Origin of the sequence: Prosthecodimorpha staleyi (genome assembly GCF_018729455.1) — a bacterium.
In the GTDB taxonomy this organism is placed as follows: domain Bacteria; phylum Pseudomonadota; class Alphaproteobacteria; order Rhizobiales; family Ancalomicrobiaceae; genus Prosthecodimorpha; species Prosthecodimorpha staleyi.
In genome coordinates, this window is record NZ_JAHHZF010000007.1 from 367,625 (window position 1) to 379,258 (window position 11,634).

At 69.3% G+C, this 11,634-nt stretch carries 12 protein-coding genes; 11 read left to right on the forward strand and 1 reads right to left on the reverse strand.

From position 1 onward, the window contains the following. Positions 1–227: 227 nt before the first annotated feature. The 3 genes from KL771_RS16285 to KL771_RS16295 all read left to right on the forward strand — a co-directional run bounded on the left by KL771_RS16285 (position 228) and on the right by KL771_RS16295 (position 4,086). The gene (locus tag KL771_RS16285) at positions 228–1,589 is read left to right on the forward strand and encodes an aromatic ring-hydroxylating dioxygenase subunit alpha (protein ID WP_261969592.1); all 1,362 of its coding nucleotides are present in this window, start codon (positions 228–230) and stop codon (positions 1,587–1,589) included. A 60-nt stretch (positions 1,590–1,649) separates the two neighbouring features. Beyond that, positions 1,650–3,086: a glutamine synthetase family protein gene (locus tag KL771_RS16290; RefSeq protein ID WP_261969593.1), complete on the forward strand. Its 1,437-nt coding sequence runs from the start codon at positions 1,650–1,652 to the stop codon at positions 3,084–3,086. A gap of 193 nt (positions 3,087–3,279) precedes the next feature. Continuing rightward, entirely contained in the window at positions 3,280–4,086 is an 807-nt protein-coding gene (locus KL771_RS16295) for an IclR family transcriptional regulator domain-containing protein (RefSeq protein ID WP_261969594.1), read from the forward strand. A gap of 107 nt (positions 4,087–4,193) precedes the next feature. On the opposite strand, the gene KL771_RS16300 is transcribed toward KL771_RS16295, so the two are convergent. Further along, a complete protein-coding gene (locus tag KL771_RS16300; RefSeq protein WP_315901503.1) occupies positions 4,194–4,502 on the reverse strand; it encodes a PepSY domain-containing protein in 309 nt (102 codons plus the stop codon). Between the two features lie 138 nt (positions 4,503–4,640). On the opposite strand from KL771_RS16300, the gene KL771_RS16305 reads away from it, so the two are divergent. The 8 genes from KL771_RS16305 to KL771_RS16340 form a co-directional block, all read left to right on the forward strand. Next, positions 4,641–5,312, forward strand: coding sequence for a response regulator (locus tag KL771_RS16305; protein ID WP_261969595.1), 672 nt, complete (start codon positions 4,641–4,643; stop codon positions 5,310–5,312). A gap of 65 nt (positions 5,313–5,377) precedes the next feature. Continuing rightward, positions 5,378–6,676 (forward strand): HAMP domain-containing sensor histidine kinase, encoded by a 1,299-nt coding sequence (locus KL771_RS16310; RefSeq protein WP_261969613.1) that lies wholly within the window; start codon positions 5,378–5,380, stop codon positions 6,674–6,676. Positions 6,677–6,768: 92 nt separating this feature from the next. Continuing rightward, positions 6,769–7,185, forward strand: a complete 417-nt coding sequence (locus tag KL771_RS16315) for a hypothetical protein (protein WP_261969596.1) — start codon at positions 6,769–6,771, stop codon at positions 7,183–7,185. 29 nt (positions 7,186–7,214) lie between these two features. After that, on the forward strand, positions 7,215–7,685 hold the full coding sequence (locus KL771_RS16320) for a DUF2271 domain-containing protein (RefSeq protein ID WP_261969597.1): 471 nt from the start codon (positions 7,215–7,217) through the stop codon (positions 7,683–7,685). A gap of 17 nt (positions 7,686–7,702) precedes the next feature. Continuing rightward, positions 7,703–9,886 (forward strand): PepSY domain-containing protein, encoded by a 2,184-nt coding sequence (locus KL771_RS16325; protein WP_261969598.1) that lies wholly within the window; start codon positions 7,703–7,705, stop codon positions 9,884–9,886. A gap of 8 nt (positions 9,887–9,894) precedes the next feature. Continuing rightward, a complete protein-coding gene (locus tag KL771_RS16330; protein ID WP_261969599.1) occupies positions 9,895–10,887 on the forward strand; it encodes an FAD:protein FMN transferase in 993 nt (330 codons plus the stop codon). A gap of 198 nt (positions 10,888–11,085) precedes the next feature. Further along, the gene (locus KL771_RS16335; RefSeq protein WP_261969600.1) at positions 11,086–11,439 is read left to right on the forward strand and encodes an ArsR/SmtB family transcription factor; all 354 of its coding nucleotides are present in this window, start codon (positions 11,086–11,088) and stop codon (positions 11,437–11,439) included. After that, positions 11,432–11,634 (forward strand): arsenate-mycothiol transferase ArsC (locus KL771_RS16340; protein ID WP_390866963.1); only part of this gene is annotated, 203 nt, incomplete at its 3' end. The genes KL771_RS16335 and KL771_RS16340, both read left to right, overlap by 8 nt.

Below are 11,634 nucleotides of genomic sequence, written 5' to 3' on the forward strand. Positions count from 1 at the left end.
TATTGCGAACTTTAATTCATCATGCGAACGATAGGCATCGTGGGATCGCGGCGCCATCGCGACCCGGCGCAGCAGGACCAGTGACCCGACCTGGGTTGAGCCGGTCCGCGCGCCAGGACCGTGCTCGCCCGCGCATCAATCACGCATATGGTCGAACAAGTGTTCGTCATTTGCACGTCTTTGGGAAGCGATCATTCATCGCGGACGAGCATGAGGGATCCGGCGCTATGATGAGCCAAGAGCAGAACGACCTGATCACCCGGACGGGTCCCAAGGCCCCGGCCGGGAAGCTGATGCGCATGTACTGGCAGCCTGCCGCGCTGGTCGATGAACTGCAGGGCGAGCGCCCGATCCGGCCGGTGCGGCTGCTCGGCGAGAATTTCGTGCTGTTCCGCGACGAGGCCGGCCGCTACGGGCTGCTCGACCGGGACTGCCCGCATCGCGGCGCCGATCTCGCCTTCGGCCGGCTCGAGCATGGCGGCCTGCGCTGCGCGTTCCACGGCTGGCTGTTCGATGTCGACGGCAAGTGCCTGGAGACGCCGGCCGAACCGGCCGATTCCAAGCTCTGCGCCGGCATCCGGCAGCGGTCCTATCCGGTGGTCGAGAAGAGCGGCATCCTGTGGGCCTATCTCGGCGCGGGCACGCCCCCGGCCTTCCCGGAGATCGACTGCTTCACCGCGCCCGGGAGCCACACCTTCGCCTTCAAGGGCATGATGAACTGCAACTGGCTGCAGGCGCTGGAGGTCGGCATCGACCCCGCCCATGCCTCCTTCCTGCACCGCTTCTTCCATGACGAGGACCCGTCGGCCTCCTACGGCAAGCAGTTCCGCGCCGCCTCGGCCGGCAGCGACCTGCCGATGACCCGGATCCTGCGCGAATACGACAGGCCGATCATCAATGTCGAAAAGACCGAATACGGCCTGCGCCTGATCGCGCTGCGCCAGATCGACCAGGACCGCACCCATGTCCGGGTGACCAACCAGCTGTTCCCGCATGCCTTCGTCATTCCGATGAGCGCGGAAATGACGATCACGCAGTGGCATGTGCCGATCGACGACGAGAACTGCTACTGGTACGCGATCTTCACGAGCTTCACTACGCCCGTCGACAAGCAGAAGATGCGCGATCAGCGCCTCGAACTCTACGCGCTTCCGGACTATGTCTCGCGCCGCAACAAGTCGAACGACTACGGTTTCGATCCGCACGAGCAGGCGACCGAGACCTATACGGGCATGGGCCTCGACATCAACGTGCACGACCAGTGGGCCGTCGAATCGATGGGCGCCATCCAGGACCGGACGCGCGAGCATCTCGGCCAGTCCGACAAGGCGATCATCCAGTACCGCCGCCTGCTGCGCCAGGAGATCGAGAAGGCCGCGTCGGGCGGCGGCACGCCGCTCCTGGTGCTCGACGAGGCGCATGCGCGCAGCATCCAGGGCCCGGCGACGATGGACGGCATCGGCCCGACCGCCGGCTGGGAAATCTACTGGATGGAGGTCGACGTGAAGCGCCGCCGCGGCGCGCCCTGGGCCGCCCCGGTTCCCGCCGAGATCGCCGCGCAGGTGCCCCACCTGACCGCAGCCCAGTGATGGCGGCTGCGTGATAGCAGCCCCGAGACCCCGACCGGATCAGCCAGCGGAGTGGCCAACGTGAGTTTTGTCGAACGCCACGGGCTCCAGACCGTGGAGCGCCGGGACGCCGCCCGACGCGTCGCCGAGATCGTCCGCAGCGAGAAGCTCGAACTGGTCCGCCTGTCCTTTCCGGACCAGCACGGCATCCTGCGCGGCAAGACGCTGGTCGCCGAGGAGGCCCTGAAGGCCCTCGACGGCGGCTGCACCCTGTCCACGACGATGTTCGCCAAGGACACCTCGCACCGCTCGGTGTTCCCGGTCTTCACCACCAATGGCGGCTTCGGCATGCCGGAAATGCAGGGCGCGGCGGATGCGCTGATGATCCCGGACCCGGACAGCTTCCGCGTCCTGCCCTGGGCCGAGAAGACCGGCTGGCTGCTGTGCGATGCCCATTTCCACGACGGCCGGCCGGTGCCCTTCGCCACGCGCCATCTCTATCGCACCGTTCTGCAATCGCTCGCCGCGCGCGGCTACGAGTTCATGGCCGGGCTCGAGGTGGAGTTCCACGTCTTCAAGGTCGAAGACGCTCATATGCGGCCGGCCGATGCCGGGCAGCCGGGCGAGCCGCCCGCGGTCAGCCTGCTGTCACACGGCTACCAGTATCTGACCGAGCAGCGCTTCGACCAGATCGCGCCGGTTCTCGATATCGTCCGCCGCGACATCCAGGCCATGGGCCTGCCACTCCGGTCGGTTGAGGTCGAGTTCGGCCCGAGCCAGTGCGAATTCACCTTCCAGCCCACGGCCGGCTTGCTGCCGGCCGATCTCATGGTGCTGTTCCGCAGCGCCGTGAAGCAGATCTGCCGCCGGCACGGCTATCACGCCACCTTCATGTGCCGGCCCCGGATCCCGAACGTGGTCTCGTCGGGCTGGCACCTGCACCAATCGCTGGTCGACCGCACCACCGGCACCAATGCCTTCATGGCCGACGCGCCGGGCGCTCCGCTGTCGGCGGCCGGACAGGGTTATCTGGCCGGCCTCCTCGACCACGCGCGTGCCGCGACGGTGTTCAGCACGCCGACCATCAACGGCTACAAGCGCTATCGCTCCTTCTCGCTGGCACCGGACCGCGCGGTCTGGGCGCGCGACAACCGCGGCGCCATGATCCGCGTGCTCGGCGGCCCCGGCGATCCGGGTACGCGGCTGGAAAACCGCGTCGGCGAGCCGGCCGCCAATCCCTATCTCTACATGGCGTCGCAGGTGCTGGCCGGCATGGACGGCATGGCGCGCGCGCTCGATCCCGGTCCGTCGGCGGACGTGCCCTACGAAGCCGACCGGCCGCTGTTGCCCCGGACGCTGCAGGAGGCGGTGGCCGCTCTCGATGCCGACACCTTCTTCCGTAGTGCGATGGGCGATACATTCGTCGACTACTACGTGCATATCAAGACGGCCGAGATTGCCCGCTTCCAAGCAGAGGTGACGGATTGGGAGCATCGGGAGTATTTCGAGATCTTCTGAAACCGTAGTTCTGTCGGCAGGTCGCCAGTCGGCGGAACGGTCCGGGCGTACATGCCGCGGCACAAGTGGCGCGCGCTCGGGACACGGTTTGTCGGCACTGTGCGATCATGAGATTGACTGATTGCTGGAATGGCCGGAATTGATGGGACGTCCAGGGCCGGCGCACGCCGCCGAGGCCGGGGAGAGGTGAGGCATGCTCGACGAGACTGCAACGACTGACGACAAGCCCCGCGACTTCGTGGCGTCGCTGGAGCACGGATTGAGCGTGCTGATGAGTTTCGATGCCGCCAATCCGAGCATGAGCCTGTCGCAGGTTGCCGACCGTACCGGCATGACGCGCGCCGGCGCCCGGCGCTACCTGCTCACGCTGGCCCATCTCGGCTTCATCGCGCGCGACGGCCGCTCCTTCCGGCTGACCCCCAAAGTCCTCAATCTCGGCTACTCCTACCTGTCGGCCCTGCCTTTCTCGGAATTCGCCATGCCGCTCCTGGAGGCGGCGAGCGCCGCCTCGGAGCAGACGGTGGCGCTGGCGGTCCGCGACGGGACGGAATCGGTCTACACCGCACGTGCCATCGCCCAGCGCGCCCTGGCGGTGACGGTCCCGGTCGGACGGCGGCTGCCGCTGATCTCGACCTCGACCGGCCGGGCGATGTTGGCCTTCGATACGCCGGAGGCGATCGACCGCCTGATCGAGACCAGCCGGCCGGTGCTGCTGACCGACAAGACCACGGTCGACCCGCAACTGCTCCGGCGCGAACTGGAACTGGTGCGCAGCCGCGGCTACGCCCTGGTAGAACAGGAGGTCGAGGTCGGCGTGCGCTCGCTGGCGGTTCCGTTCTTCGACAGCCAGCAGAAGGTCGCCGGGGCGGTGACGGCGCTGACCAGCATGAGCGCGGTCTCGACCCGGCAGCTGCTGTCGGACATCTTCCCGATCGTGCGCCATGTCGCGGTCCAGTTGGAAACCGCCCTCAAGGCCGGTCGGGGCGACGTCTTCACCTGACCGATCGTCTGTGCCCGGCCCCGGGCTTGCCCGCCCTACGTGCGCGGCGCGAGAGGGCGAGAATGCCCGACCGCCGAGGTCCGGTCCGGGCCGGTCGCGTTTGCGGGTCAATCGTGATCATCGTCGCCGTGGCGGTGATCGCGGCCGCGGCCCTCTCCCCTGCGGCCGACCATCGCCAGAGTGGCAGGATCGAACCGGCCCTGCAGCCGCTCTCCGGCGGCGTTGACCGCGTGGACGCGATAGCAGCCGTCATGGGCGCGGATCATTTCGACCGTCCAACCCTCGGCCTCGAGCTTGCGCTGCAAGGCCTCGCGGGGCTGCCAGTCGGCCAGCGGCACCCGACAATAGGAATCCGCCGCCACCGGACCGGAGCCGAGCGCGAGGAAAAGCAGAATGGTGCCGGCGATGCGGATCACGGAGGCGTCTCCAGTAGGGCGACACGAGGCCGATCGGACCACGTCAGGCTGACGATGGGCTGAACGCCGCGAAAAAAATCCCGATCCGCCCTTCGCCCGACCGCGCTAGGTTGCCGAAGCGGCCGAAGCGGGGGCGTGATGCGGATACTTCTCGTCGAAGACGACATGGTGCTCGGCCAGGCCGTGCGCGACCAGCTCGTCGCCGACGGCCATTCCGTCGACTGGACGACCCGCGTTGCCTCGGCTTCCGACGCCGTCCGCGCCGCCATTTTCGACCTCGTCCTGCTCGACCTGATGCTGCCCGATGGCCGGGGGCTCGATTTCCTGAAGGGCCGTCGCGTCGGCGGAGATGTCACCCCGGTGGTCATCCTCACCGCCCGCGACCAGATCTCCGACCGCATTGCCGGCCTCGACGCCGGTGCCGACGACTACATGGTGAAGCCCTTCGACCTCAAGGAACTTTCCGCCCGTGTCCGCGCCGTCGGCCGGCGCTATTCCGGCAATCCGAACCCGCTCGTCACCCACGGCGACCTGGAGATCGATCTCGCCGGACGCACGGTCCGTCGCGGCGGCAAGGTGGTGGCGCTGACCCAGCGCGAGTGGGCACTCTTCGAGGCTTTCGTGGAGCGTCCGAACGCGCTTCTTTCCAAGACGCAGTTGGAGGAACGGCTCTATTCCTTCGACGCCGAGATCGAGAGCAACACCATCGAGGTCTATATCGCGCGGCTGCGCAAAAAGGTCGGTGCTGAGACGATCGAGACGGTGCGCGGCATGGGTTACCGCCTTGGCAGCCCGGGGCGTCGGCCGTGAGAGCCGCGCTCCGCTTCGCCGGACGCAGTCTGCGCCGCCGCCTGGCCTTCGGGATCGGCATCGGCATGGCGATCCTCTGGCTCGCGGCCGCCACCGTCGCGGGCCTTGTCCTGCGCCACGAGATCGATGAGGTGTTCGACAGCGCGCTCCAGGAAGTCGCCCAGCGCGTCCTGCCGCTTGCCTATGCCGAGGTGCTGGCACGCGACAGCGACGAACCGCAGCGCGTGCCCCCAGTCGGCCCGCACCGGGAATATATCACCTACGTGGTGCGCGACGCCGCCGGGACGGTGCTCCTCCAGTCGAGCGACGCCGACCGCTCCGCCATCCCGAAGGACCTCACCCACGGCTTCGCCACCACCGCGACGCTGCGCACCTATACCGAGGCCGCCGTGCAAGGCACCATCCTGGTCACCACCGCGGAGGACCTCGCCCATCGTGGCGCGGCCGTCCGCAAGGCGGTCCTGGCGCTGCTCTGGCCGCTCGCCGCCCTGGTGCCGGTGGCGGTCGCCGGTGTCTGGCTCGCCGTATGGCTCACGCTGCGTCCGGTCCTGGAGTTCAGCAGCGGGCTGGAAGCGCGCGGGCGCGGCAATCTCTCGGCCGTGTCGATCGAGGGCCTGCCGGACGAGATCCTGCCGCTTGCCGATGCGGTCAATGCGCTGATCGCCCGCCTGCGCAGCGCTCTGGAGGCCGAACGCGGGTTCACGGCCAACAGCGCCCACGAACTGCGCACCCCGATCGCCGCTGCGCTCGCCCAGACCCAGCGGCTCGTCGCCGAACTCGCCGACGAACCGCGTCGCGAGCGGGCCCGGGCGATCGAACAGTCCTTGCGCCGGCTGTCGCGGCTGTCCGAAAAGCTGCTGCAACTCGCCAAGGCGGAAGGCGGCGGGCTGGTCTCCGAGCACCCGGCGCCGCTCGGGCCGGTGCTACGCCTGATCGTCGAAGAACTCGACCGCCAGTTCGATTGCAGCGAACGGCTGGATGTCGCGATCCCGCCCGACGGCGGGCCTGCGCTGGACCTCGATCCGGACGCCTTTGCGGTGCTTGCCCGCAACCTGGTCGAAAACGCCGTCCGGCATGGCGATCCGGATGGATCGGTCCGCATTCGGCTCGCCGCCGACCGCTTTGAAGTGACGAATGGCGGTCCGGCCGTGCCGGCCGATCGGCTTTCCGCCCTGACCCGGCCTTTCGAGCGCGGTCCGACTCGTGCCGCCGGGTCCGGCCTCGGCCTCGCCATAGCGGCGGCCATTTGCGAGGGCGCCGGGCTGACGCTGGACCTCGCGTCGCCCGTTCCCGGCGGAAGCGACGGCTTCCGGGCCACCGTCCGCTTCGCTCGCGCGACCGGCTCCGGACGCGCCCGATCCTGACGCCGGGCTGAACGACTTTCGACCGCGCTTTCAGTTGGGCGTCAGCGGAGCGCCCGACAGTGCCCCAGGCCAACGAGCCTGGAGACACCACCATGACCAAGCGCATCATCGTTCTGACGGCCCTTCTCGCTTCGACCGCGGTCGTCGGCTCTGCCTTTGCGGCCGGCCACTTCGCCAGGTTCGCCGGCGACCCCATGGCGGCGATCGCGGGCGCCTTCGACGAGGATTACGGCCGGATCGTCCTGGCCTCGGCTGACGGGCACGACGGCCACCACCGCCGCCGGGAAGAGCATTCCGAACGGCGCCGGCATCACGACAATCGCGACCATCACGGCCGCCGCCACCACGACGATGACGATGACGATGACGACGATCACGGCACCGGTCGCGACGGCACCCACCGCCGCGGCACCGCTTTCTCGCCGACCGGCCCGAGCGATCCGTCCGCCCCGATGCCCCAGAACGGGCTCTTCGGCGGCAAGGGCCGGCCGAAGGTCGAGGTGCAGTGAAGCGATCGGACCGGACAAGGACAGCGACCATGAAGACCACTCTTGCGGCCCTCGCCGCCACCACCGCCCTGATCGCCCCGGGCCTCGCCGAAGCCCGCGACGTCACCTTGGAAACCCAGCTGAAGGCCTATGGCGGGCCGGGGGCCTATGTCGCGCTCTACGTCACCGATGCCGCCGGCAAGTATCAGGGCACGCTCTGGATGGCCGGAGGCAAGGCCAAGTACTACCGCCACCTGTCGGACTGGCAGCGCCTGTCCGGAGGCAGCGCGGCCGAGATCGACGGTATCACCGGCGCCAGCATCGGTGCCGGCAAGACCCTCAAGATCACCGTCGATCTCGCCGACACCCTGATCGACGCCGGCTACCGGTTGCATGTCGACACCTCCGTGGAGGACGGCCGCGACAATCCCTCCGAGATCGTCGCGCCGATCGCAACGGAAGCCTCCGGCAAGGCACTCGCCGGCAAGGGCTATGTGAAGTCCTTCAAGATCACCTTCTGAACCGACCGGTATCCGCCATGCTTCGCCGCCTGCATTCGCTCCCCGGCATCGCGCTCGCCGTGATCCTCTCCGTGACCGCGCTGACCGGTGCCGTCCTGTCGGTCGAGCCGGCCATCGACCGCCTGTCCAACCCGCCCATTTCGGCGTCCGCCACGGTCGCCGACCTCGCCGCCAAGGTGGCGGCGCGCCACGAGACGGTGGAGCGGATCACCGTCCGCCCGACCGGAATCGTGACGGTCGCCTATACGGACGGCGAGGAGGCGGCCGTCGAGCGCGTCGATCCGGCGACCGGGGCCGGCCTCGGCCCCTGGCAGCCCTCCGGCGTCTTCCGTTTCGTGACCGACCTGCACCGCGCCTTCCTGGTCGGCGATGCGGGGCGGATTGCGGCGGCCGGGTCGGCCCTGGCCATGCTGACGATGTCGGTCTCCGGCATCGCCCTGCTGCTCAGGGCGCTGGGCGGCTGGCGGGGGATGTTCGGGGTGGTACGTGGACCGGTCCCGCAGCGCTGGCACCTGCAGGCCGGGCGCTTCGCCGTCGTCGGCCTGCTGGTGAGCTCTCTGACCGGCCTGTGGATGACGGCGGACACGTTCGGCCTGATTGCCCAAGACGCGGTCGGTAGTCCCGCCGTGTCGGCCTCGGGCGGTGCGCCCGCTCCGGTCGGCTCGCTCGAGGCTCTGCGGGAAACGCCGCTGGCCGCGCTGCAACGGCTCGACTTCCCGGCCGCCGACGATCCCAGCGGCGTCTTCACGCTGAAGACATCCGCGGGCGAAGGCCTCGTCGACCCGGCGACCGGCATCCTGGCGGGTTTCACGCCGGCCGGCCTCCCGGAGCGCGTCCAAGCCGTCGTTACGATGCTCCATACCGGCCGCGGCCTGTGGCTTGTCGGTCTTCTCCTCGGCCTTTCGGCCGCCGCCGTGCCGGTCCTCGGCGCCACCGGCCTCGCCGCCTGGTGGCGCCGTCGCCGCGACACCGCCACCGCCGCAACGGTCCTGGCCGGCAATCCCGATACGGTGATCCTGGTCGGCAGCGAGAGCAACGCCACCTGGGGCTTCGCGAAGAGCCTGCAGACGGCTCTCGGCCAGGCCGGCCACGTCGTCCACATCGCCGCGATGAACGCGCTTGGCCCGGAGCATCTTCAGGCCGAGCGGCTCCTGATCCTGACCGCCACCTATGGTGACGGCGACGCGCCGGCCTCGGCGCGCCGGTTCCAGGCCCGGCTGGCGAAGCTCGATGGCCAGATTCCGTATGCGGTGCTCGGTTTCGGCGATCGGACCTTCCCGGATTTCTGTGGCTACGCTGCCGCGGTCTCCGCTGCGCTCGCCGACAAGGGCTGGCCCTGCCTGATGCCGCTGAAGCGGATCGATCGCCAGTCCGCCCAGGAATTCGGCCAGTGGGGCCGCGATCTCGGCATTCTGCTCGGCCATCCGCTGCAACTCGAGCATGTTGCCGATCGGGTCCGGACCACCGTGCTGGAACTCGCCGAACGGGAGGACTACGGCGCCGCCGTCGGCGCGCCGGTCGCCATCCTGCGCTTCCGCGCTCCGCTGCAGGGCGGCCGGCCGGGCCGGCTGCCGAAATTCGAAGCCGGCGATCTTGTCGGCATCGTTCCGCCTGGCAGCGCCATGCCGCGCTTCTATTCTCTCGCCTCCTCGACCCGCGACGGCATCCTCGAAATCTGCGTCCGGCTCCGGGAGGGCGGGCTCTGCTCCACCTTCCTGCACGGACTGCAACCCGGCGGCCGCATCGACGCCTTCATCCGCGACAATCCGAGCTTCCGGCCGGCCGAGGGGACAGCACCGCTGATCCTGATCGGCGCCGGGGCCGGCATCGGTCCGCTCGCCGGCTTCGTGCGGGCGAACGATGCGGGTCGCCCGGTCCATCTCTACTGGGGCGGCCGCAGCCCGGCTTCCGACTTCCTCTACGAGCACGAATTGGCCCAGTACCTGGCCGAAAGACGCCTGACCTCGCTGGTGACGGCCTTCTCCCGGGGGCCCGGCAGCCCGGCCCATATCCAGGACCGCATCGCCGCCGATGCCCCGCGCCTGCGCGAACTGATCCGGCACGGCGCCCAGGTGCTCGTCTGCGGCGGGCGCGACATGGCGCAATCGGTCACGCACGCGCTGGAGCTGGTCGTCCGTCCGCTCGGCCTCGATCTCGCCACCCTGAAATCCACCGGACGCTACGTCGAGGACGTCTATTGAGGCCCGTCATGCCGGATTTCCACGCCGAAGCGTCCGCTCTGCCGGAGACGGACATCCGCCAGGTGCTGAGCGGCCCGACCATGGGTTCGCGCTGGACGGCGGTCTACCACGCGCCCGCCAGTTTCGACGCGGCCGGGCTGCGGACCGCCCTGCAGGCCGCGGTCGATCGGGTCGACGACCAGATGTCCAGCTGGAAGCCCGGTTCCGACCTCAACCGCCTCAATGCCGCGCCGGTCGGGCGATGGATCGACCTGCCGGTCGAACTCGCCACCGTTCTCGACGCTGCGCTCGCCGTCGGGACGGCTTCGGGCGGCGCCTTCGACATCGGCGTCGGTGATCTCGTGAGGGCCTGGGGCTTCGGTGCCGGAGCCGGCATGCCCGATCCGGCGGCCGCCGCGCAGGCGGCGCACCTGCGCCTCGCCTCGCCGCCGCAGAGCCTCGAACTCGATTGCGTCAATCGGCGGGCCCGCAAGCATGCTGCGCTGCGCCTGGATCTCTCGGGCATCGCGAAGGGTTTCGGCGTCGACGAACTCGGGCGCGCCATGGCCGCGGCCGGGCTTCGCTCCTGGCTGGTCGGCATCGACGGCGAGATGCTTGCCCGCGGCACCAAGCCCGGCGGCCGGCCCTGGGCGATCGCCCACGAAAGTCCGCGCGAGGGCCACCGCGAGATTGCCGGCATTCTCGAACTGGTCGACTGCGCGGTCGCCACCTCCGGCGACTACCGCCACGTCCAGGAGGTCGACGGGCGCCGCGTCTCCCACACGATGGACCCCCGCCGCAACGCACCGCTCGCCTCCGACCTGGCTTCGGTCACCGTGCTGGCGGACACATGCATGGCGGCCGATGCCTGGGCGACCGCCATCCTGGTCGCCGGCGCCGCGGCGGGACGCGAGCTCGCCGGCCGACGGGGATTGCGGGTTCTGGCATTCGATCGGAACGGCGCGATGGTTCTGTCTCTGGAGGGACGGTCGCGACAGGATGCCGTTGCTAGGCATCCATGATGACGTTGGCATCCGCCGCGCCTTCGTTCGGTCATGGCGTCAACCCTCCGACCCCGCGATCCGGCGGCGGCACGACAGTCAGGCCCTGGGCGGGCGTCCGACAGGTCCGCATGCCGCAGCCGAGACGACGGCAACCACCTCCCCGGCGACGGCCGGAGCGTCGCAGAATCGTCATGATCTGTCGATAAGTCTCGACTTATGGACCAAGAGCAGACCATACTCGCCTTGGCAGCGCTCGCGCAGCCGACCCGGCTCGACACCTTCAGGATGCTGGTCGCCAGTGCGCCCGCGCCGATTCCGGCCGGCGAACTCGCGCGCCGCTTGGCCGTCCCGCACAACACCATGTCGGCGCATCTGGCCGTGCTGGCCAGGGCCGGCCTGGTCACGGCCGAACGCCGGAGCCGTTCGATCCTCTACCGGGCCGAGATCCCGCAACTTCGCGCCGCACTGGGCTTCCTGCTCGACGACTGTTGCGGCGGACATCCGGAGCTGTGCGGCCTGCTGACAACCACACCCTCTTCATGTTGCACGCCGGAGACCGCCGATGGCTGATCGCGTCTACAACGTCCTGTTCCTGTGCACCGGCAACACGGCCCGTTCGATCCTGGCAGAGTCGATCCTGCGCAGGGACGGCGCCGGCCGGTTCAACGCCTATTCGGCGGGCAGCCAGCCGAAGGGTATGGTCAATCCCTTCGCGCTCAAGGTCCTGAAGGCCTACGAGTATCCGACCGAGGGCTTCTCGTCGAA